18 protein-coding genes are annotated in these 21,930 nt (G+C 68.6%); 9 read left to right on the top strand and 9 right to left on the bottom strand.

The features are described from left to right. Positions 1-9 precede the first annotated feature (9 nt). Complete coding sequence (locus tag Ate02nite_RS31770) at positions 10-1,506, bottom strand: non-reducing end alpha-L-arabinofuranosidase family hydrolase (protein ID WP_203811536.1); 1,497 nt, start codon at positions 1,504-1,506, stop codon at positions 10-12. Positions 1,507-1,882: 376 nt separating this feature from the next. On the opposite strand from Ate02nite_RS31770, the gene Ate02nite_RS31765 reads away from it, so the two are divergent. The 3 genes from Ate02nite_RS31765 to Ate02nite_RS31755 are packed head-to-tail and all read left to right on the top strand — an operon-like array spanning position 1,883 to position 4,958. Next, positions 1,883-3,178, top strand: coding sequence for an extracellular solute-binding protein (locus Ate02nite_RS31765; protein ID WP_203811535.1), 1,296 nt, complete (start codon positions 1,883-1,885; stop codon positions 3,176-3,178). A 5-nt stretch (positions 3,179-3,183) separates the two neighbouring features. After that, the gene (locus Ate02nite_RS31760; RefSeq protein ID WP_203811534.1) at positions 3,184-4,137 is read left to right on the top strand and encodes a carbohydrate ABC transporter permease; all 954 of its coding nucleotides are present in this window, start codon (positions 3,184-3,186) and stop codon (positions 4,135-4,137) included. An 8-nt stretch (positions 4,138-4,145) separates the two neighbouring features. Continuing rightward, the gene (locus tag Ate02nite_RS31755) at positions 4,146-4,958 is read left to right on the top strand and encodes a carbohydrate ABC transporter permease (RefSeq protein WP_239147838.1); all 813 of its coding nucleotides are present in this window, start codon (positions 4,146-4,148) and stop codon (positions 4,956-4,958) included. 143 nt (positions 4,959-5,101) lie between these two features. Here Ate02nite_RS31755 and Ate02nite_RS31750 read toward each other — a convergent pair whose 3' ends face one another. Continuing rightward, on the bottom strand, positions 5,102-6,391 hold the full coding sequence (locus Ate02nite_RS31750) for an extracellular catalytic domain type 1 short-chain-length polyhydroxyalkanoate depolymerase (RefSeq protein ID WP_203811533.1): 1,290 nt from the start codon (positions 6,389-6,391) through the stop codon (positions 5,102-5,104). Between the two features lie 202 nt (positions 6,392-6,593). Between Ate02nite_RS31750 and Ate02nite_RS31745 the strand changes: the two genes are divergently transcribed. Continuing rightward, a complete protein-coding gene (locus Ate02nite_RS31745) occupies positions 6,594-7,520 on the top strand; it encodes a PaaX family transcriptional regulator (RefSeq protein ID WP_203811532.1) in 927 nt (308 codons plus the stop codon). 230 nt (positions 7,521-7,750) lie between these two features. Here the strand turns inward: Ate02nite_RS31745 and Ate02nite_RS31740 are convergent, their stop codons facing one another. Beyond that, positions 7,751-9,454: an RICIN domain-containing protein gene (locus tag Ate02nite_RS31740; RefSeq protein WP_203811531.1), complete on the bottom strand. Its 1,704-nt coding sequence runs from the start codon at positions 9,452-9,454 to the stop codon at positions 7,751-7,753. Between the two features lie 574 nt (positions 9,455-10,028). Between Ate02nite_RS31740 and Ate02nite_RS31735 the strand changes: the two genes are divergently transcribed. After that, complete coding sequence (locus Ate02nite_RS31735; protein WP_275422975.1) at positions 10,029-11,480, top strand: endo-1,4-beta-xylanase; 1,452 nt, start codon at positions 10,029-10,031, stop codon at positions 11,478-11,480. 126 nt (positions 11,481-11,606) lie between these two features. Continuing rightward, positions 11,607-12,146, top strand: coding sequence for a hypothetical protein (locus Ate02nite_RS31730; RefSeq protein WP_203811529.1), 540 nt, complete (start codon positions 11,607-11,609; stop codon positions 12,144-12,146). A 98-nt stretch (positions 12,147-12,244) separates the two neighbouring features. Here Ate02nite_RS31730 and Ate02nite_RS31725 read toward each other — a convergent pair whose 3' ends face one another. Both Ate02nite_RS31725 and Ate02nite_RS31720 read right to left on the bottom strand, forming a co-directional pair. Next, a complete protein-coding gene (locus Ate02nite_RS31725; protein WP_203811528.1) occupies positions 12,245-12,853 on the bottom strand; it encodes a response regulator transcription factor in 609 nt (202 codons plus the stop codon). Between the two features lie 76 nt (positions 12,854-12,929). Then, a complete protein-coding gene (locus Ate02nite_RS31720; RefSeq protein ID WP_203811527.1) occupies positions 12,930-14,234 on the bottom strand; it encodes a hypothetical protein in 1,305 nt (434 codons plus the stop codon). A gap of 181 nt (positions 14,235-14,415) precedes the next feature. Here Ate02nite_RS31720 and Ate02nite_RS31715 point away from each other — a divergent pair, with 181 nt between their 5' ends. Next, entirely contained in the window at positions 14,416-15,333 is a 918-nt protein-coding gene (locus Ate02nite_RS31715; protein WP_203811526.1) for a TauD/TfdA family dioxygenase, read from the top strand. Here the strand turns inward: Ate02nite_RS31715 and Ate02nite_RS31710 are convergent. The 4 genes from Ate02nite_RS31710 to Ate02nite_RS31695 form a co-directional block, all read right to left on the bottom strand. Next, positions 15,256-16,269, bottom strand: coding sequence for a DUF6879 family protein (locus Ate02nite_RS31710; RefSeq protein ID WP_203811525.1), 1,014 nt, complete (start codon positions 16,267-16,269; stop codon positions 15,256-15,258). The genes Ate02nite_RS31715 and Ate02nite_RS31710 overlap by 78 nt on opposite strands. 104 nt (positions 16,270-16,373) lie before the next feature. Continuing rightward, positions 16,374-18,584, bottom strand: a complete 2,211-nt coding sequence (locus Ate02nite_RS31705) for a pectate lyase-like domain-containing protein (protein ID WP_203811524.1) — start codon at positions 18,582-18,584, stop codon at positions 16,374-16,376. 108 nt (positions 18,585-18,692) lie between these two features. Further along, complete coding sequence (locus Ate02nite_RS31700; protein WP_203811523.1) at positions 18,693-19,241, bottom strand: dihydrofolate reductase family protein; 549 nt, start codon at positions 19,239-19,241, stop codon at positions 18,693-18,695. After that, on the bottom strand, positions 19,238-20,170 hold the full coding sequence (locus Ate02nite_RS31695; RefSeq protein WP_203811522.1) for a helix-turn-helix domain-containing protein: 933 nt from the start codon (positions 20,168-20,170) through the stop codon (positions 19,238-19,240). The genes Ate02nite_RS31700 and Ate02nite_RS31695 overlap by 4 nt, the downstream gene beginning before the upstream one ends. 171 nt (positions 20,171-20,341) lie before the next feature. On the opposite strand from Ate02nite_RS31695, the gene Ate02nite_RS31690 reads away from it, so the two are divergent. Both Ate02nite_RS31690 and Ate02nite_RS31685 read left to right on the top strand, forming a co-directional pair. Continuing rightward, positions 20,342-20,773, top strand: a complete 432-nt coding sequence (locus Ate02nite_RS31690) for a nuclear transport factor 2 family protein (protein ID WP_203811521.1) — start codon at positions 20,342-20,344, stop codon at positions 20,771-20,773. A gap of 51 nt (positions 20,774-20,824) precedes the next feature. Then, entirely contained in the window at positions 20,825-21,919 is a 1,095-nt protein-coding gene (locus tag Ate02nite_RS31685; RefSeq protein WP_203811520.1) for an FAD-dependent monooxygenase, read from the top strand. Positions 21,920-21,930: the final 11 nt, after the last annotated feature.

Below are 21,930 nucleotides of genomic sequence, written 5' to 3'. Positions count from 1 at the left end.
GAAAAACTGTTACGGCTGCCGGGTCAGCAGGCCGGGACGGTACGGCAGGAGGCCGTAGTCGCCGCCGGAGCTGGGGGAGCGACCCTGGTAGAGCAGCTTCAGGTTGCAGGGGTCGACGGTGAAGGTCTGGTCGGCGCTGGTGCGCACCAGCTCGCCGTGACTGATGTCGTTGGTCCAGGTGGCGCCGCTGTTGGCTTTGCCGGCGAACGGGTTGCTCTCGGTCGCGGCCTGGGGCGTCCAGGAGCCGCCCAGGCTGGTCGCGGTGAACGAGCGGAAGTAGCGGCCGTTCGAGCCGATGGCCTCGACGATCATCAGGTATTGGTTCTGGCCCTGGATCTTGTAGACCTGCGGGGCTTCGAACAGGTTGTTCGTGGAGTCGCTCATGATCGTGGTGTACGACGAGCCGAAGTTGCCGGGGAAGTTGCCGATCGGCATGCTCGCCCGGTAGATCTTGCCGTTGTCGCCGGCGAAGAACAGGTACATGTTCGTGCCGTCACCGATCAGGGTCTGGTCGATCGGGCCGGTGCCGGAGCCGGTGATGCTGCCGGAGAACAGTGGCTGGGCCGCCGACCAGCCGTTGGCGTTGGTCGGGTCGCTGGACGTGCGGTAGGAGAACGCGGTCGCGCCCCACTGATAGGCCAGCACCCAGATGCTCTTCGGCGCGAAGTAGAACAGGGTGGGTGCGACGGTGCCGGAGGACATGCCGTTCTGGCTGGCCGAGGCCATGTCGGACCAGTTGGTGAACAGGCCGAAGTTCATCGAGCCCCAGGTTGATCCGGTGTCGTGGGTGGTCGCGTAGACGAGTTGCTTGCCGTTGTACGGGACGGTGGTGAAGTCCTTGAGTGACACCCAGCCTGACTTCGGGGTGGCCAGCACACCGGTCGACGACCAGCGATAGGTCGACGGCAGGGTGCACGTGCCACCGGTCGGCGCGGTCGTCGGTGACGTGGTCGGCGTGGAGGTGCCGACCTGGACCAGCTGCCACTGCTGGTTGGTGCCGTTCCAGTCGGCGTACTGGACGATGTTGCCGCCGTCGGCGGTGGAGGCGCCCTGCACCTCGATCGCCTTGCCGCTGTTGCGGTTGATCAGCTGGATGTACCCGTCGATGTCCTGGACGCTGAACTGCTGGTTGGTGGTGTTGTTGTCGGTCCACTGGACGATCGACCCGCCGTCGGCGGTGGAGAAGTTGTAGACGTCGAGCACCTTGCCCGAGTGCTTGGACCTGAGCCGGTAGAAGCCGCCGCCGGAGTCGACGAACTGCCACTGCTGCTGGGCCTGGTCGTTGCGGGTCCACTGGGTGATCCGGGCGCCGTCGGTGGTGGCCAGGTTGTAGACGTCGAGGGCCTTGCCGCTGTTGCGGTTGACCAGCACGTACGAGGCGCTGGTGTCGATGGTCGCGGCCGAGGCCACGGAGGCGGTGAGCGCGACGATGCTCCCGCCCGCCGCCAGCGTCACCGCCGCGACGGCGAGGCGCCACCAGCGACGCGGGGTCGATTTCGTGGTCATGCGTGCTGCCTTTCGGGGATGGGGGATGGCGGCTCGCTATGTCGGGAGTCAATGCCGAAAGCATTGTGGGAGCGCTCCCGACGGAGACGTCAGGCGTCATGTTGCCAGAATGTTTCCCGCACATTCAAGGGCGTAATTTCTTTACGGCGACCATCCGGCGGGTCATTTCATAACAACTTTTCAGCGAGATATTTTCGGCTCCGAAAATATCGATCGTCGCCCGAACCTTCCGCAGTTGCTATTGGTGGCCGGCGGTCTTGACCGGTCGGACACATCGCCGTAACGTGCGCAGTCAGCGACGAAATGGCGACGATCAATACCCGCAACTTTCGCTACTTCTTAAACACCTGAAATTCCTGCGAAGGGATATACCGTCATGCCCGCGACCCGGTTCAGTCGTCGATCTTTCTTGGAAATTGCCGGTGCCGGCGCGGTGGGTGCGGTCCTCGGCGGCTGCAGCGACGGCGACGGACAGTCGTCCGGGGGGACCAAGACTATTCGCTGGTGGCACATCGCCAATACCGACCCGATGCTGTCGGAATGGGCGGCAATGGCGACCCGCTTCGAGGCTTCCCACCCCGGCGTCAAATTCAAGATCACGCCGCTGGAGAACGAGGCGTTCAAGACCAAGCTGACCACCAACATCCAGGCCGGTGACCCGCCGGACATCTTCCACACCTGGGGCGGCGGGGTGCTCTTCCAGCAGGCCGAGGCGGGCATGGTCAAGGACCTGACCTCGGACGTCGGGGGCTGGAAGGACACCCTGATCCCGACCGCGCTCGACGCGTACGGCACCGGCGGGAAGACCTACGCGTCGCCGGTGGACACCGGCATGGTCGGTTTCTGGTACAACAAGGAGCTCTTCGCCAAGGCCGGGGTGAACTCACCGCCGGCCACCTGGGCCGACTATCTCGAGGCCGTGCGCAGGCTGAAGGCCGCGGGCACCACCCCGATCGCCCTGGCCGGCAAGGAGAAGTGGCCGGGCCACTACTACTGGGCCTACCTGGCCATGCGGGTCGGTGGCCTGGCGGCGCTGCAGCAGGCGGCCGTCGACAAGAACTTCAGCACGCCCGACTTCGTGGCGGCCGGCACCCGGCTGGCCGAGCTGGTGGCGTTGCAGCCGTTCCAGACCGGATTCCTGGCGGCCGGTTACTCCACGGCCGACGGGCAGGCGGCCACGGTCGGCAACGGCAAGGCCGCGATGGAGCTGATGGGCCAGTGGGCCCCGGTCGTGCAGCGGGACAACTCGGCCGGCAAGAAGGGCCTCGGTGACAAGCTCGGCTTCTTCGCCTTCCCCGCGGTCGACGGCGGCAAGGGCAAGGGTACGGATGTGTTCGGCGGCGGTGGCGGGTTCGCCGTCGGCAAGGACGCGCCACCGGAGGCGATCGAGTTCCTCAAGTACATCGCCCAGCCCGAGAACGCCCGCATCGAGGCGAAGACGGCCGGTGTTCTTCCGGTAGTGGCGGCGGCCGCGGACGCCGTCACCGACCCCAACCTCAAACTAGTCGGCAAGGCGTTGTCCGAATCGACCGGCTTCCAGCTCTATCTCGACCAGGCGTACGCCCCGGCGGTCGGCCAGCAGGTCAACGACAGCGTGGCCGAGCTGCTGGCCGGCAAGACGTCACCGGAGAAGGTCGCCCAGGCGATCACCACCGCGGCAAAGCAGGGCTGACAGCGGTGCTGACCGAAGTGCGGCGGCCGGTGCCGGTCGCGGCCCCGCCCCAGCGACGACGGCGCCCCTGGCCGACCGTGGCGCTGTTTCTGAGCCCGGCATTGTTCCTGTTCGCGCTGTTGGTGCTGACCCCGATCGTGGTGGCCGGTTATGCCAGCTTCTTCAATTGGAACGGCTTCGGGGCACCCAGCAACTTCGTCGGACTGGAGAACTTCCGGCGCCTGCTCGCCGACCAGATCTTCGTCGGTGACCTCCGCCGTACGCTCCTGCTGGTTGCCTTGTCTCTTGGCATTCAGATCCCGATCTCACTGGCCCTGGCCATGCTGCTCAACCAGCCGTTGCGGGGCCGCCGGGTCTACCGGATGTTGTTCTTCGCGCCGTACGTGCTGTCCGAGGTGGTCACCGCGGTCCTGTTCACGATGATCTTCTCGCCCAACCAGGGCCTGGCCAACCACCTCACCCGCCTGGCCGGGCTCGGCGACCTCGGCGCGACCTGGCTGGCCGACCCCGACACGGTGATGTACTCGCTGTTCTTCGTCATCTCGTGGAAGTACTTCGGCTTCCACACGATCCTCTATCTGGCCGGCCGGCAGAGCATCCCGCCGGAACTGCACGACGCGGCCGCGATGGACGGCGCCGGACCGTGGCAGGCGTTCCGGCACATCACCCTGCCGCTGCTCGGCCCGACGATCCGGATCAGCGTGTTCCTCTCCGTTCTCGGCACCATCCAGCTGTTCGACATGGTGTGGGTGCTCACCGGCGGCGGACCGATCCGCTCGTCGGAAACCCTGGCCGTGACGATGTTCCAGGAAGGCTTCAAGCGTTTCCACGTCGGCTACGCGAGCGCGATCAGCATGGTCATCTTCCTGATCAGCGTCACCTTCGGCCTGCTGTATCAGCGCTTCGTGCTGCGCCGCGACCTCGAGGGCGCCGTCACCACGATGGGGGACCAGCGATGATGACCCGTATGCGTTCCGTCGCCCTGCACACCACCAGCCTGGTGGTCGGCGCGGCCGTGGTGGTGCCGATCATCTTCGGGATCCTCGGCGGGTTCAAGGACAACGGCCAGCTGTTCACCAACCCGTTCGGGCTGCCCGACCCGTGGCTGCCCGGCAACTACCTCGACGCGCTGCGCTCGACGGCGTTCTGGCAGCAGGCGACCAACAGCGTCGTCATCGCGGTGGTCAGCACGGCCTTGGTGGTGGGGGTCGGCGCGATGGCCGCGTACATCTTCGCGCGGTTTGCCTTTCCCGGCCGGGAGTTCCTGTTCACGCTGTTCGCGGTCGGCCTGATGTTCCCGTTCGCGGTCGCGATCCTGCCGCTGTTCGTCCTGCTGCGCGGCATGGGCCTGCTCGGCAACCCGCTCGGGGTGATCCTTCCGCAGGTGGCGTTCGGCCTGCCGATCACGATCGTCATCCTGCGCAGCTTCTTCCGCACCATCCCGGCCGAGGTGGAGGAATCGGCCGTGCTCGACGGGTGCGGACCGTTCCGGTTCTTCTGGCGGATCCTGCTGCCGATGGCCCGGCCCGCCCTCGGCACGGTCTCGGTGCTGGCCGTCGTCGGCAGCTGGAACAACTACCTGCTGCCGCTGATCGTCTTCAACGACTCCCGCTGGTGGACGCTGCCGCTGGGCGTGCAGCAGTTCCAGTCGCAGTACTCGGCCGACACCGCCCGCATCCTCGCCTACGTAACCCTCGCCATGCTGCCGTCGCTGGTCTGTTACGCCCTGGCCGAGCGACAGCTGATCGGCGGCCTGACCAGTGGCCTCGGCAAAGGCTGACGGTTTCTCGGGATGTTGCTCTCCGGCCCGACTCCCCGGGGCCGGCGGGTACGCGGTTATGACCTGCGCGTAGACGGATGAGGACGGTGCGCGCGGGGATGAGGGGTGCCGCCGGCGGACGACGGCGGCACCCCTTCCCTCCGTCAGGCGGTCGTGCAGGTGCTGCCGTTGAGCGTGAACGCGCCGGCCGCGGCGCTGTTGCCGGTGTGCGTGGCCTGGAAGCCGACGGTGACCGAGCCGCCGGCCGGGATCGCGCCGTTGTAGCTCGCGTTCCGGGCGGTGACCTGGCCGGTGGACGGTGAATAGGTGGCGTTCCAGCCGGAGGTGATGGTCTGCCCGGCCGGCAGGGTGAAGGCCAGGGACCAGCCGTTGACGGCGGCCGTACTGGTGATGGTGAGGTTCTCGGTCAGGCCGGTGTTCCAGGCGTTGACCGCGGCCGTCACCCGGCACCCACCCGAAGCCGGCGGAGTGGTCGGCGGGGTCGTGGGTGGCGTGGTCGGCGGCGTGGTAGTGCCGCCGGTGAGGCCGAAGAAGGCGATCGCCTGCGCGGCCATCCCGGAGCTCGGCAGGCTGTGCCCGGCGCCCTGGATGCTGTACGCCTCGATGCTGTCGCCGAAGCGGCGGCGGTTCCAGCCGGACTGCGGCGTGTCACTCGACGTCGGTGTCTGGCTCACCCCGAACACGTCGGTCCACTGCTCGATCTCCTCCTGCAGCAACGAGTACGGCACCAGGGTGTCGGCCGTGCCGTGCCACAGCTGGATCCGCGGGCGCGGGCCGGCGTAGCCCGGATAGGCCTGCCGCACCGCGTCACCCCACTGCTGCGGCGTGCGGTTCATGCTGCCGCCGGTGCACTTGCTGGTGCCCGGCGGGTAGTCGGCGGCGCCGGCGAAGCAGTTGAACGGCACGCCCATGAAGGCGGCGCCGGCCCTGAACACGTCCGGATAGAGGGCGAGCATCTCGTTGGTCATCATTCCGCCCGAGGAACTGCCGGTGGCATACACCCGGTTGGGGTCGCCGCCGTACTGCCGCTCGGCGTAACTGACCATCGAGACGATCGACACCGGATCGCTGCCGCCGCCCCGGCGTTTGGCGGCGTCCGACCAGGTGTCGAAGCAGTTGCCGAAGCCGGCCTGCTGGGTCGCGCTGGGGTAGATGACCAGGAAGCCGTACCGGTCGGCCAGCGCGGCGAACTCGCTGCCGGAGTAGAACCCCGGGCCGGAGCCGCCGCAGCCGTGCATGGCGACCACGATGGCCGGGGCGGCCGGTCGCGCGTCGGGGACGTAGATGTGCATCCGCATGCCGCCGGGGTTGTCGCCGAAGCTTGTCACCTCGGTCAGCGAGGCGGCGAACGCGGGTTGGGCGGCCGGCACTGCCAGCCCGGCGACGGCCAGCGAGGTGGCCGCGGCGAGCAGGAGCTTCCGTCTGATTCTCATTCCCTGTCTCCTTCGTTCCGCGCGGTGGACGCGGTGCGTGGTGGCAGGTGGGGAGGGGGTAGGCACGCGTGGGTGCGCCGAGAGAGGCGTCGTGCGGAACCGGTCCACACCGTCGTGTGACAGAAAGCTTTCACCCCGGACCAAAAACTGTCAATCGATGTACGTCGATCAAAGAGTCGACTGGCGCCGTAGAGTCGTCGCCGTGACCAGCCCGTACGACATCGATGAGATTTTTCCCGATGTTTCCGTTCGGCTTCCCCGGCGGCAGGCCGGCAACTCGCCGCAGGGCCTGGCTGTGACCCTGATGGCGGACTACACGCTGCGCACCCGGGCGTGGCTGCCGACCGCCGCGATCGTCGCGCTGCTGACCGAGTCCGGGGTCAGCCCGGCCGGCGCCCGAACGGCGATCAGCCGCCTGGCCCGCCGCGGTGTGCTCGAAGGGCATCGTCAGGGGCGGCGTAGTTCCTACCGCCTGACCGCGGCGGCCGGCACGTTCCTGGCCATCGGCGGGAGTGCGATCGCCGGGGCCGCCGGTGCGCCGCCGTGGGAGGAGCAGTGGACGCTCATCGCTTTCTCGCTGCCGCAGCAGGAGGGCAGCCTCCGGCGTGGGCTGCGGGACCAGCTCCGGTGGTTGGGCTACGCGCCGCTGTACGACGGGTTGTGGATCTCCCCGCACGACCTCGGCGAGAAGACCAGGGCGCGGCTCGCCGAACTGACCCTCGGCACCCTCACCGTCTTCCGCGCCCGGCACGTCGAGATCGACGCGGCGATCCGGCGGAATCCGCTCGACGCGTGGGACACCGGGCAGATCGCGCGGCACTACGAGTCGTTCATCGAGCGCTGGCGACCGGCACTGCCCCGGACGCTGACCGGCGCCGAGGCGGTCCGCGCCCGCACCGAGGTCATGGACACCTACCGTCGCCTGCCCGTTCTCGACCCGCACCTGCCCATCCGGCTGCTGCCGCGGGGCTGGCTGCGGGAGCCGGCCCGGGAGCTGTTCACCTCCGTCTACGACGGACTGGCCGACGTCGCCGAGGAACATGTACGCGCGGTGGCCAACCGCCATGGCGACGGCTCCGAGATCCGGGCGCACACCGTCGCCGATCTGGCGGCCGGTCTGGGCCGGTAGGTTTCGCCCTCGTTCGCGGAGGACCGGGTTCGGCGCGGAGGACGGACAACTGACCGCGGGCCGGACCATCCCTCGCGCCGGCGCCGGTTGTCTCGGCCTCCACGACCAGGACCAAGGTACGAACCGCCTCGGTGGCCCGGAAAAGTACCGGCCCGGCGGCGAAGCCGAAGCCGGCTCCGCCCGCCGGCAAGCCGCCGGCGAAGGCACCCAAGCCGCCCGGCCCGAAGTGATCAGACCCTGGTCAGGGTCCAGAGATGGTCGGCCGTGCCGGTGTCGCCCCACTGCAGCACCTGTGCGCCGGAGGCGGTGCTCATGGTGGTGACGCCGAGCAGCAGCCCGCTGTTGACGTTCCAGATCTTGTAGCGGCCGGAACCGTCCGGAGTGGCGGTCCAGAGGTGGTCGGCGGTGCCGGTGTCGCCCCAGACCAGCGCACTCGCGCCCGCGCTGGTCGAGGCGTTCTGGATGCCGAGCACGAGACCGCTGAGCTGGTTGACGATCTTGTATTGGCCGTTGCCGGCCGAGGCCAGCGTCCAGATCTGGGACGTGCTGCCGCCGGCCGTCTCCTGCACCGCGGCGGTGCCCCACGCCGTTCCGGCATTGCGGGTGGCCAGGGGCAGGCCGCTGTTGGCGTTGGTGATCCGGTAGGTACCGGACAGGTCGGTACTCGAGCCTCCGCCGCTTCCCGGGGTGATGGTGACCCGGTAGGCGTTGTTGGTAGCCATCGTGATCGGCACCGTGATCGTGCCGTTAACCGGCGTGTAGACCGAGGTCGATATCGTGCTCGGGCCGGACGAGGCGACGGTGCGGCCCAGCGAGACGGTCTGCTCGACCTTGACGGTCACGGTGGTGCCGAGGTTGAGCCCGTTCACGGTGACCGCGCACGACCCGGAGCAGTTGCCGGCGACAACGCTGACCAGGTTCTGGCCGGACGGCACGGCCGCGAAACCGTCGATGCCGGTCTGGGCCGGTGGGGTGGTGGTGACCATGGTGCCGCTCATGGCCGCGTACCAGGTGTACATCCAGTAGGCGGCGTTCGGGCTGCCGCCCCGGCCGGTGAGCAGGTCGCCGAGCGCACCGGACTGGTTCCAGAAGGCCAGCTCGGCGTCGCGGATCCCGAGTCGTTCGAACTTCGCGACGTAACTGACCAGCGGGCCGGGCAGGCCCACCTCGCTCGGCGAGGCGTACTCCTCGATGGCGATCGGGCGGCGGGCGATGCCGAGCTGGTCCTCGAGCGCCTGGACCTTCGCCACGTCTCCGGCGATCTTCGACGGGCTGGACAGTTCGTGCCAGGCCAGAACGTCCGGCACCGTGTTGGTGGCGACCGCGTTGCGCAGGAAGTTCTCCATGTCGCCGATGTTGTCGGAGAAGCTAGGGCCCTGGATCGGCTTGTTCGCGTCGAGCGAGCGGACCTGGCGGAACGTGGTGGTCCAGAACGACTCGTAGGTGCCGTTGGCGTTGTTCCAGGTGTTGTCGGACTCGTTCCACAGCTCGTACGCGGAGATGCTGTTGTAGTAGGACGACGCCTTCATCGTGTTGATCTGCGAGGTGATGAACGGCGTCCAGGTGCTCCAGCTGAACTGGTACGGCCAGCCCGGGTAGTAGTCGGAGAGCCGGTTGACCATCTTCGCGCCCACCGCGACCGCCGTCGGCGCGACCACCGAGATGTCCCCGGTCGGCTGCTGGCGGCCGCCGGCCGGCATCTGGACGAAGGTGTTCGGCTTGATCGCCTGGGCCAGCGCGACCGTCGGCTGCGAAGCGTTCGCGAGGCCGTAGAGGCTCCCGGTCGCCACGTGCGTGACCGGTCGCAGTGCCTGGCCGGCGTTGACGGTCAGGGTGTTCGCGGTGGGGGCCGCGGCCGCGGGCGCCGCGGCCAGGCCGGTGAGGAACAGTCCGGCCGTGGCCGCGGCGATCGCGCGACGAATGGTGGGGGACATGCGCGGTGTGTTCCCTTCGGTGGATGGGAAAACCTTTTCCGCGACGATAACGATCGCGCTTGTGACCTGGTAGGGGAGACATTGACGCCATAGGAAAACCTTTTCCTAAGTGGTCACTGAAAAGTTGTTGTCGGCAGCCGGGGGAGTGCGGGCGTGTTTCGGGTGCTTGCCGAGAAAAGCAATGCATTCAAAGAGAAGAATGCGTACGACTACCGCGCAGGCTTCGTCATAACACCTTTTAAGTGACTGGTGGAATTCTTGTGACACTTCCACCAGAGGCTCCGGAAGTTTCGGAGCCTCGACCGTGCTTCGGATGGCAGCGATCGCCCCTGGTTCTCGAAAAACGCCGTTAAGCAGCGTATTTATCCGGATTCAGGCCGTTGATACCTTCCGGAAGTTCTCCGGAAACTCTTGTTTCGTTGTTGTTACCGTGCCAGCATGGCTCCCATATTGACACCCGTCCCTATTCGGTTCGGATAATGCCGTCCATCGATCCCCTGGCGCTCGGCGGTCGCTTCCCGCAGCGCGCATTCGATGCCCGGCCACCGGATCCGGAATGGAAAAGGAGGCCTTCGTGGCAACCAGAACCCCAGCCCGGCTGCTGCTCGCCGGCGCCGTGGCCGCGGCCGCGGCGTTCGGCGTGATCATGGTGACGCCGGATGCGAACGCCGCGGCCGGCACGCTCGGTGCGGCGGCCGCCCAGTCGGGCCGGTACTTCGGCACCGCGGTCGCCGCCAGCCGGCTCGGTGATTCGACCTACTCCACCATCGCCGGTCGTGAGTTCGACATGGTCACCGCCGAGAACGAGATGAAGCCGGACGCCACCGAGCCGAACCGCGGTCAGTTCAGCTTCAGCTCGGGCGACCAGATCTACAACTGGGCGACCCAGCGGGGCCTGAAGGTCCGCGGGCACACCCTCGCGTGGCACTCGCAGCAGCCGGGCTGGATGCAGAGCCTCAGCGGCAGCAGCCTGCGCCAGGCGATGATCGATCACATCAACGGCGTGATGGCCCACTACAAGGGCAAGCTCGCCGCCTGGGACGTCGTCAACGAGGCCTTCAACGAGGACGGCAGCCGCCGGTCGTCCAACCTGCAGGGCACCGGCAACGACTGGATCGAGGTGGCGTTCCGCACCGCGCGCAGTGCCGACCCGTCGGTCAAGCTCTGCTACAACGACTACAACATCGAAAATTGGTCGTACGGCAAGACGCAGGGCGTCTACAACATGATCCGGGACTTCAAGTCCCGCGGTGTCCCGATCGACTGCGTCGGGCTGCAGACCCACTTCACCGGCGGCAGTTCGCTGCCGGGCAACTTCCAGACCACGTTGTCCAGCTTCGCCGCGCTGGGGGTGGACGTGGCCCTGACCGAGGTGGACGTCACGAACGCGTCGACCTCGCAGTACGCCGGGCTCACCCAGGCATGCATCAACGTGCCCCGCTGCATCGGCATCACGGTCTGGGGCGTCCGGGACAGCGACTCCTGGCGCTCCAGCGAGAGCCCGCTGCTGTTCGACAACAGCGGCAACAAGAAGGCGGCGTACACCTCGGTGCTCAACGCCCTCAACTCTGCCTCGCCCAACCCGACGACGTCGCCGACCTCGCCCGGCACCACCACCTCGCCGACGCCGTCCCCGACGGTCTCGCCGGGTGGCGGCGGCCGGATCGTCGGCGCCCAGTCCGGCCGGTGCGTCGACGTGCCCAACTCGTCGACCAGCAACGGCACCCGGGTCCAGCTCTACGACTGCAACGGCCAGAGCAACCAGGCCTGGACGCTGACCTCCAGCAAGCAGCTGACCGTGTACGGCAGCCGGTGCCTGGACGCGGCCGGCTCCGGCAACGGCTCGGCCGTGCAGATCTACAGCTGCAACGGCCAGGCCAACCAGCAGTGGAACGTCAACTCCAACGGCACCATCACCGGTGTCCAGTCCGGACGCTGCCTCGACGTCTGGGGCACCGGCAACGGCCAGCAGGTCCAGATCTACGACTGCAGCGGGCAGAGCAACCAGCGGTTCGCCCTCAACTGACCGATGAAACATGACTATTGTCAGCGATCCCGCTGACTGCACTCACTGGTTCGGGCTTCCGTTGACAACGAGGCTTGTCGATGAACACGGAAGCCCGAACCAGGGTCATTATCGGCAGGAGGAACGATGACACATCGGCAACGGATCACGATGATCGTCGTAACATTGATCGCGGCGCTGGGGCTCGGCTTCGCCGGCGCGGGACCGGCGAGTGCCGCCCCGAGTGCGGCGGCGCCACCGGTGGCCGCGCTTGCCACGCCGATCACCGGCACGGCCGACAACGGCTCCTTCGCCGGCACCTTCACGCCGTCGAAGTTCGTCACGCAGGACGGAAATCTGCTGGCCACCGGGGTGCTTACCGGTACGGTGAGCGACTCGTCCGGCGCACCCGTCGGCACCGTCACCCGTGACGTCAGCATGCCGGTGACCATCGCCGCGGTGACGTGCCAGGTGCTGAACCTGGTCCTCGGGCCGCTGCACCTCGACCTGCTCGGCCTGGTGGTCGACCTGAACCAGGTGCACCTGGTGATCACCGCGGTGCAGGCGGCCGGCAACCTGCTCGGCAACCTGCTGTGCGCGATCACCCACCTGCTCGACGGCACCCCCACCGCGGGCGGCCTGGCCGCACTGCTCAACGCGATCCTGGCTCTGCTCGGCCAGCTCTGACCCCGCTCAGCTCTGACCGGTAACGCCGGCGCAGTCGCACCCCGCCAGGTGCGGCTGCGCCGCCGTCTCCACAGCCGGCCGGCCCGCTCGGGTCGCCGTCATCGGAGCCAGCCGGCGCCCTCGGCCAGGCGGACCGCCTCCAGGCGGTTGCGGGCGCCGGTCTTGCGGAGGATCGCCGAGATGTAGTTGCGCACGGTGCCGTCGCTCAGGTGCAGCTCGGCCGCCACCTCGGTGGACGGGACCCCGGACGCGGCCACGCTCAGCACGTTGAGCTCCCGCCGCGACAATGGACTGCGCGGCGCGGCCACCATCGCGACGGCCAGCTGCGCGTCGATGACCCGCTCGCCCCGGACCAGCCGGCGGATGGCGCGGACCAGCTCGCACGGGGCCGCCTGGGTGCCGACCACACCGTCGACACGCAGGTCGAGGGCCCGGTTGAGCAGTCCCGGCTCGTCCGGGCCGGCCAACACCAGGATGGCGCAATCGGGCAGCTCGGCGGTGAGCCGGGCGAGCGTGGCCAGGCCGTCGCCGGCCAGCAGCGCGACGTCGACCACGGCCACGTCCGGCGGCACCGCGCGGGCCATATCCAGGGCCTGGTCGAGGACGCCCAGGTCGGCGACCACCTCGAGGTCTTCCTCCAGGGACAACGTCGCGGTCAGGGCGCCACGGAGCAGATTCATCGGTTCGACGAGCAGAATGCGGATCATGAAGGCCTCCCAGCCAGGGTCAAAGCTTCGGTACGGCCGAAAGCCGGCCGATTTCCGGATCCCTGCGGGAGTTGGTTCAGCTGGGCGGACCTGAATAGCGGACGGTGCGCCCGCGAGCGGTGAGATCGCCGGCCCGGCAATGGCCGGCCGCCGCCACCTCGGGCCGCCACGACGACGCGACGGTGCCCATCACCGGTGTGTTGCCGCCACCGGAGTCACGCGCCTGCCCGGTGGGCGTGGAGCGGTCAGCGGGCTGCCGCGTCGGCGCCGCCGGCGGCCGGGTCTGTGCGTCCGGTGGTGTGATCACGCCGGACAGCTCGGGCGCCGGCCCGAAGGCGGGCGATGACGGCAGCGGGCACCCAAGGGCGGCCACCAGGGGTTGGCGCAGCACCGGGATGGTAGGCGATGCCGCAGCCCGAGCCGGTGTCGACGCCCGGACGGGCGCCACCGACCAGGAGGGAATCTGAGCCGGGGAGGGGAGCCCGGCCTCCGGCCAGGAAGGAACCTGCGGCCAGGCGGGCACCTGCGACCAAGAGGGAATCTGCGGCCACGTGGGGAGCTGCGACCACGCGGGGACTTGCGGCCAAGCGGGAAGCTGCGACCACGCGGGGACCTGCGGCCAGGCGGGCACCTGCGGCCAGGTGGGGAGTTCAGCCTGCGGCAGATCGGCGAGCTTGGGCAGCGAAGGGAGCTGGGCGACCGCCGCCCGCGCCCGGCTCACCCTGCCCTGGGCAGCCTCCCGGACCACATCGGAGGCGGGCTGCCGAAGCTTCGATGTCCTGGCCCGCGCTTGCCGGACCGCCTCGCTGGGCCGGGCCGCTTCGCCGGTCCGGATCGCCTCGCTGGGCCGGATTACCTTGTCGGTCCGGATCGCCTCGCTGGGCCGGACTGCCTTGTCGGCTCGGGCGGCCTCGCTGGGCCGGATGGCCGGGGCCGGGGCCGGGGTCGTCGCCGGTGCCTGGATCTTCGCAGCGGAGATCTTTTTCGGCTTCTGGATCTTCGGCGTGTGGGCTGCGGCTGCCTTGATCAGCGGCCGGTCGGGCTTCGGCGGATGGGCCTTCGGGGCAGGCGGCTTCGGAATGATCGACTTCGGTTCCGAGATGGCTTTTGTGGCACCGGTGGCCAGCTCGTTGACCGTGGTGACCGGATCCGTTGTGCCAATTCGATCAGTCGCGCCGCCGTCGGCCCATGCCGCGTGGTCGATGAGGCTCAGCCCGAGATAGACCGCAGCGGCCACGCCGACCAGCACAAATAGACGGACAACACGCCGGGTGAGCCCGCGCGCACTGTCCTGCCCTTGTGCCAATCCGCTACGCATTAGGAAAGGCATACCCATTCCCGGCCGGCTGACACTCATCGGCCGGGTGCGCGCAATGATCAACAGTCCCGAGCGTACCATTCTGAAGTATCGCCGCCAGACCGGTTTGTCCCGTTCTTGAGGCGGCGCCGACATAGCGGATCAGCGGAGGACAACGGTGTCTGAGAACGCAGCGTGGCCGATTACGCGAGTGCCACTCTCGCAGGCCGACGGAGCGGCCGTTCGGAGCTTGGCAGATCGGATCTTGGCCGAATGGTCGGACGATTCACCCGCCGCTCGGCTTCGTAAGATCGCGCTTCTCAGCCAGGAATTGCCGGTCCTCCTGCGCCGCGCTCTCGTCGACTTCCGCCTCTCCGGCGACAGTGGTGTCGTCGTCGGCGGTCTCCCGCTCGCCGACGCCGATCTCGGCACCAGCCCGCCGGTCACCGCGACGCCGCCGCAGCGCGACGAGCTGGCGCGCGCCGACGCGATGCTCCTGCTGATCGCGTCGTTCCTGGGCTATCCGGTCTCGCAGGCCGGTGTGGACGACGGCCGTTTGATCCGTGATATCAGCCCGAAGCCGGGGCACGAGACGACCCAGCTGGGCTCCAGTTCCTCCGGCGAGCTGATGTGGCACAACGAGGACGCCTACCACCCGCTGCGGCCGGACTGGATCTGCCTGTTGTGCCTGCGTAACCCCGACAGCACCGCGACCAGCTTCGTGCCGATCACCGAGGTGCCGATCGAGGAGCCCACCCGGTCGCTGCTGTTCCAGCCGCGCTTCCGCATCGAACCCGACTCGTCCAACGTGAGCAGTACCGCGGTCGCCGAGCCGCCCGCGGTTGCCGTGCTGGCCGGTGACCGCAGCCGCCCGTTCGTCCGGCTGGATCCGGCCTTCATGATCCGCGACGCTGCCGACGGCGAGGCGTGTGACGCCCTGGAGACCGTGATCAAGGCGGTCGACGACCGGCTGCAGGACGTGCGGCTGGCGCCGGGCGAGATCCTGATCATCGACAACCTGCGCAGCGTGCATGGCCGGCGGGCGTTCCAGGCGCGCTACGACGGCCGTGACCGGTGGTTGCGGGTGGTCCACGCGGCCGCCGACCTACGCCGGTCCGAGGGATTCCGGACCGGTGATCACGGCCGGGCCGTTCTGGCTGATGTCGGCCTGGTCCAGCGGTAACGCGTTCTCCCACAGGTCGCTGAACCGCTCCACCCGATGCCGGGTCGTGTCCTCGTCGAGCACGATCCGGGTGGTGAGCCGCCACGGCGCACCGGGGGCCTCCCGGCGGGTGACCGGCGTGGTGTCGTAACAGACCTCCTCGTCGAAAATGACGAAGTCGGACAGCCCGCCGTCCTGCGCCACCCCGCTGCCGTCGCTGAGCCGCACGTGGATGCCGGCGCTGCGCTGCATCGCGAGGATCCGGCGCAGGTCCGGGTCGGCCCGCAGCTTCGGTGAGTCGAGAATGAAGATGCGCCGGATGTCCACGCCCCGGCGGACCGCCGCCCGCTGCAGGTCGAGGTATCGGGCGCCGAGGTCGGTGAGCCAGAAGCCGGCCTCGAACTCCACGGCCGCCGCGGTGCTCGTCGCCCAACTCGTGGCGAGCAGCGACTTCTTGATGCCGCGGGTCAGCGCCAGCATGAACTCGCGGTCCTCGCCGTCGTAGAACACCTCATGCCCGTCGGACAGCGACTGCAGGGTCTCGGCCAGGCGTTTGGTCTCGCTGTCGGCCAGGAACTGGACCAGCGGCAACACCGTCGGCGTGATGTGCGCGGAGCGGTGGATCACCTGCTTGAGCAGATCGCGCCGGACGGCGGACTGCTCGATCTCACCCATCAGCTCGGTCGCCTCGTCGACGCTCTCGAAGCCACGTTGGAGCAACCGCCGGAGTTCCTCGACGGCCGCCTGCTGGCTTCGCTCGGCCTCGTTGAGGCGGCGTTCCACCTCGGCCAGGTATTGCACCATCAGGGCGACGCCACCGATCACGATGGTGACGATGAGTTGGTCGGCCAGGCTGACGTTGAGGACCTTGTCGAGCAGGCCGGTGACGCTGAAGCTGAGAAAACCGGCCAGCAGTGTCCAAGCGACCTTGCGCAGGAGGTTGGAGCCGTGGGCCATGCGTCGCCCCCTTCCGCCCTGATGGTATCGACGGGGGCAACACTTCGGGGTCGTCCGATTACTGACAGGTGCCGGGCCCGATCGCTCGGGCCCGGCTGCCGGTTTTACGGGAAGTTGACCAGGTAGGAGTTGTTGTAGCTGGGCGTGGCGGCGGCGCCGGTGTTGTTGATGATGTGGGAAATGGTGCCGATGCCGCCGAGTGACACGATCGCCATGTTGTGGAATTTCACCCCGGCGACTGCGGGCACCTCGAAGGCGCGGAGTGAGGCCACCGAGTTGTTGACGTTGAAGAAGCAGTAACTGCCCAGGCCCCAGGCCTCAAAGGTGGTGACGCCGGAGGCCACCTTGATCGCCGGGTAGCCGTTCTGCGTACCGTTCATCCAGGCGGCTTGGTTCGGTGGGTCGTACGGCATCTCGTTCTGGAAGAAAATGATTTTGCCGTTGGCGCCGTTCCAGATGACCTCGTTCTTCTGGTAATGCTCGACGAAAAGGCCGGTTGCCAGCACGTTGTCACCGTTGACGGTCAGGCCGTTGTCGGCGGTGTTCACGGTCCAGCCGATGCCGGCGCCGTGGTCGGCCCGCCAGGCCCAGGTGTGGTCGATGATCGTGTTGTTGGTGTTGACGACCAGGCTGTTGGTGGCCTTGCCGGCCACCATGCCGCCGATCCGGAAGAACACGTCCTGCACGGTCGTCGGATTGGCCGCGTGGGCTACGCCCGACTTGGCCAAACCGACCTTCAGGAGAGTGTCACTGTTGGTCGTGCCGGCGTCGAAGAGCAAACCCTTGAGGCGTACGCCGTCGACGTCCGCGACATCCATCGCGTTGACGCCGTTGTCGGGAATGATCGTCGGGTAACCGATGCCGAGCACCACGGTGTTGGCCTTGGTGACGTGCAGGGTCTGGTTGACGTGGTAGATGCCCGGCGTGAAGAAGACGTTGCAGCCGTTGGCCAGCGCCGTGTTGATGTTCGCCGCCGTGTCACCCTGCTTCACGACGTAGAAGTTGCTCATCGGCAGCGAGGAACCGGCCGTGCTGCCGCCGGCCCAGCTGGGCCCGGAGGCGTTGGTGCGCAGCGACGGCAGGAAGACCCGGTACTTTCCGGCCGAGTCGGTGTACAGGTAGGGCACGTCCCGCGACACCGGGGTGGTGGCGAGGGTCGTGTAACGCGGGCCCGACGCCGGGTCGGTGTTGAAGTTGGTGGCCGGGGCGCCGTTCACACCCGAGAACACCATGTTCCAGTTCGAGCCGCTCCACGCGCCGAACGTGCTGTCCCGCGAGTACCACTGCTGCTGCGACGCGGACTCGACGGTACCGTCGATCTTGGAGTCGGCGATGTATCCGCCGCTGGCCCAGCCGTAACTGGCCGGGTACGCGTTGAGCCCGCCGACCACGTGGATCCGGCGGAACGGCGCGGCCTGGGCGACGGCCCACCGGTTGGCGCCACCGAGCGAGTTGACCGACAGGTTCTCGGCCGAGCGCCAGAAGTTCTGGGTGGCGTTCCCGGCGTCGCTGGCGTTGAACGCGTCGACCGTCACGGCACCGTTGATGCGTACGTCATCGGGATTTTGACCCAGGCCGAGGATCGAGGTGTTGAAGCCCAGGTTCGCTCCCACCGCGTACGGCGTCGTGCTTGGTTTGAAGACCAGCGCGTCGCGGCGCGTTCCGAATTGCGCGGAGAGCGTGTCCTTCTGGGCGTTGAAAACGCTGTCCAGTGAGGACTGGATGGCGGCGTCGGTCATCGAGTGGTCGTAGATGTGCACGTTCGGCCCGAAGTCCGGCGTGTCGGAGTAGGTCGGGCAGGTGCCCGGGTTGGTCGTCCCGGTGGTGACGGTGAAGGCCTGGGCGGCGGTGCCGTTGCAGTCCCAGATCTGCAGGCGGGTCCCGTTGGCGGTGGCCCCGCTCGGCGCGTCCACGCACCGGCCGGACTGCGGGTTCTTGAGGCTGCCGTTGGTCTGCTGGGCCCACTGCTGAGCGCCGGTGCCGTTGCAGTCGTAGAGCTGAAGCTGCGTGCCGTTGCCGGTCCCGCCGCTCACCACGTCCAGGCAGCGGCCGATGGTGGTCAGCGCGGTGCCGCTCCAGCTCCAGTGCTGGTCCACGCTGTTGGTCTGGCAGTCCCAGAGCTGCACGGCGGTGCCGTTGACTCCGGTGTCGTCACCGCTGACGTCGACGCATTTGCCGCCGGGGCCGGCGATCGTGTTACCGACGATGGCGGCCGACGCCGCCTGGGCACCACCGACCAGCCCGAGCGCGGCGACCACCATCAGCACCAGGGCCGCGAGCAACCCGCGGTGGCGCCGTCGAGGGACAACCTTCATGTGCCGTCCTTCTTCCTTGTTGCCAGGGGAGAGCGCTCTCACAAATGTTTCTTAAATGTTTCAGCGCCTTCTCCGGCAAAGTCAAGGTGGATACCTTTCCGCACACCGTTATCTGCCCGCGATGCCCACCACGTCGTAGCGGGCGGCGATGAACGCGGCGTTTCGGGCGGTCTCTCGTAGACGTAGATCCAGGCGGCGGGGGAGAAGGGGTGCGCCGGCGCCCAGCGTTACCGGGGCGTAGCTCACCACCAGCTCGTCCAGCAGGCCGGCGTCGGCGAACTGGCCGGCCAGGTCGCCGCCGCCTACCACCCACACGTCCTTGCCGTTTGCGGCCTTGACCGCCTCGGCGTGCACCTCGGGGACCGGGGCGCTGGTGAAACGGATGTCGGCGCCGGGCTGGGCGGGTTGGTCGCGGTGGGTGAAAACCCAAGAAGGCTGGGTGTACGGCCAGCTCTCGCCGGTTTCGGTCTGGTGCCGGAGGAGCCACTCGTACGTCGACGCTCCCATCAGGACCGCGCCCACCTCGCCGATGAAGTCGGTGTAGTTCATCGGGCCCTGCTGGTCGATGTCCTGCTTGAGCAGCCAGTCCAGCGAGTGGTGCTGGTCGGCGATGAAGCCGTCCAGGGTGCTGGCCACGTAGTAGATCGTGCTTGTCATGTCAGATCGTCTCCGGTCGTTTCCTCGTTACGGTGGCGGCGCAGCCACATGATCGGGTCGCCCGGGCCGACCGGGTGGCCGGCCGTGCGCAGCATGTGGCGTACCAGTTGGCGGCGGTGGGCCGCGAAGGTCAGGACGTGCGCGACCACGCCGCTCATCACGAAGCTCTCCGGTGGGTCGCACAGCGCGTCGATCAGCCGGTCGCCCCACGCGCCGCGGGCCTCCAGGTCGCGCACCATCGCCAGCCAGGCCGGGCCGATCACCTCATGCCGGTCGACGAGGTCGGCGACGGTGGGCCGGGCCGGGTAGACCGGGGTGTCGAGGCCGTCGATGGAGGCCAGCCAGGTCTGTTTGGTGCGCACCAGATGGTGCAGGACGTCGCCGATGCTCTCCTCGGTGCCGTCCCACTCCAGCACCACCGTGCCTGGCAGCCGTACCTCGTGCAGCTCGGACGAGGACAGCCGCTTCGCGTAGGCGAGGAGGGCGGTGGTGTCGTCGAGGTCGTGGCGGACCAGTTGCTCGGTGAGCGGGTTGGTCGTGTGCTCGTTGGTGTCGACCCACAGCGAGATCGGCGGGTGGAAGTGAATGCCGTTCGGCGCCGGCAGCCAGTGCCGCTCCGCGGGCCGGCTCGGCGGGTGCCCGAAGGCCCGTGCGTACGCCCGGGAGAAGCCCTCGGCCGAGTCGTAGCCGGCCGCCCACGCCGCCTCGGTCACCGCTGAGCCGTTCCGCAGCTGCCAGGCGGCCCGTTCCAGCAGCACCCGCCGCCGCATGGCCACCGGCGACTCGCCGGTGCCGCGAGCGAGCATCCGGCTGAAATGAAACGGCGAGGCGTACGCGTCGCCGGCCATGTCGCCCAGCGAGCGCACCTCGCCATCGGCGAGCACCGCGTCCAGCAGTTCCCTCAGCCGGTCCCGGCCCACGTTAGTCACCGCTGAATTGTCCCGGCCGAGGGCCGTGCGGGACCTGACAGTTCTTGCTGTGTAGCGCCGAAGGGGTGTGACCGGTGGTCCCTTTCGGGAGATTCGATGCCGCCGGGCGGTTACCACGGTCAGGATGAACGCTGAACGCGACCGCGAAGTACCCGGTTAGGAGGCCCGGTCATGGCATTGACCGAGGACAACATTCGCAAACTTGTCACCGCGTGGTACCGCTCGCTGGACCGGCACGACGAGCTCGGCGCGGTTCTGCCCTACCTGCTCGACCGAGGCCTGGAGATGCGGTTCCCGGAGGCGACCGTACACGGGCACGGCGGCTTCGCCGACTGGTACAAGGCCGTCACCAACCGCTTCTTCGATGAGGTGCACGCGATCACCTCGGTGGACGTCACCGCACTCGACCAGCGCACCGCGGCCGTCTCGGTCGTCGTCAACTGGCAGGCCCGGATCTGGAATCCGCCGGCCGCCAAGAGCCAATGGCTGGGCTTCGAGGCCTACCACAGCTGGGAGCTGGTCGCCGCGCCCGGCGACACGATCAAGCTCAAGACGTACGTCGTCGACCGGCTGGAACCGATGCCGGGCTCCGCCTCCCTCTGATTTCGGCCGCCTGAGCCGCCAGAGGTCGCCGCCATGGTCCACACTGGAGCGGTGACGGTGTTGGTGGTGGGCGGCGGAATCGCCGGGCTCGTGCATGCGATCGCGGCGCGCCGGGCCGGGCACGACGTCGAGGTGCTGGAGATCCGGCCGGACTGGGCCGTGGCCGGCTGGGGTCTGAGCCTCACCGGGCCTGCCCTGCGTGCCCTGCGGGCCATCGACCTGGCCGACGAATGCCTCGCGGCCGGTGCGCCGATCCACCGCCACCGGCACCACGACTCGGCCGGTGAGCTGCGCGCCACCACCGAGCCGCCCAGCGTTCTCGGTCCCGGGCAGCCCACCGAGGTCGGCATCGGCCGTCCCGCGCTGCACCGCATCCTGCGCGAACGAGCCGCCGCCGGGGGTGCCACCCTGCGCACCGGGCTCACCGTCGTGGAGATCTCCGCGGGGGCCGCGCGGCTCTCCGACGGCACCGAGCGCACCGTCGACTACCTGGTCGGCGCGGACGGCGTCCGCTCCCGCACCCGGGAACTGCTCGGCCTTCCCGGCGAGCCGTGGTTCACCGGCCAGATGGTGTGGCGGGCCCTGGTCGACCGCCCGGCCTGGGCCGACGACATCCACACCTTCGCCGGCCCGGCCGGCACCACCGGGGTCATCCCGATTTCGCCGACCCAGGCGTACGTGTTCCTGACCGAGGTCACCGACGTTCCCGGCGAGGTTCCGGACGAGGAACTGGCTACCCGGATGCGCGACCTGCTGGCGCCGTTCACCGGCCGGTTCGCCGCGGTGCGCGACGCCATCACGGAGCCCGGCCAGGTCGTCCGCCGGCCGGTCCAGGCCCTCCTGGTCGAGGGCCCGTGGCACGCCGGCCGAGGCGTGCTGGTCGGCGACGCCGCGCACTCGCCGTCGCCGCAGATGGTCAGCGGTGCGGCCCTGGCGATCGAGGACGCCGTGGTGCTGGCCGACGAGATTGCCCGGCACGACGAACTGGCGGACGCCTTCACCGCCTACCAGGACCGCCGCCGCGAACGGGTCCGGGCCCTGCTGGAGACCTCCCTGGAGATCGGCCGCCGCGAACGCGAGGGCCGCCACCACGAGGTCCATCAGCTCATCGGCCGGGGCCACGCCGCGATGGCCGCCCCGATCTGACCGCCGCGCCG

It is taken from the genome of Paractinoplanes tereljensis (assembly GCF_016862435.1).
Lineage (GTDB): Bacteria > Actinomycetota > Actinomycetes > Mycobacteriales > Micromonosporaceae > Actinoplanes > Actinoplanes tereljensis.
The sequence above is the reverse complement of the archived record's forward strand: the minus strand, read 5'-3'. Positions and strand labels throughout refer to the sequence as shown.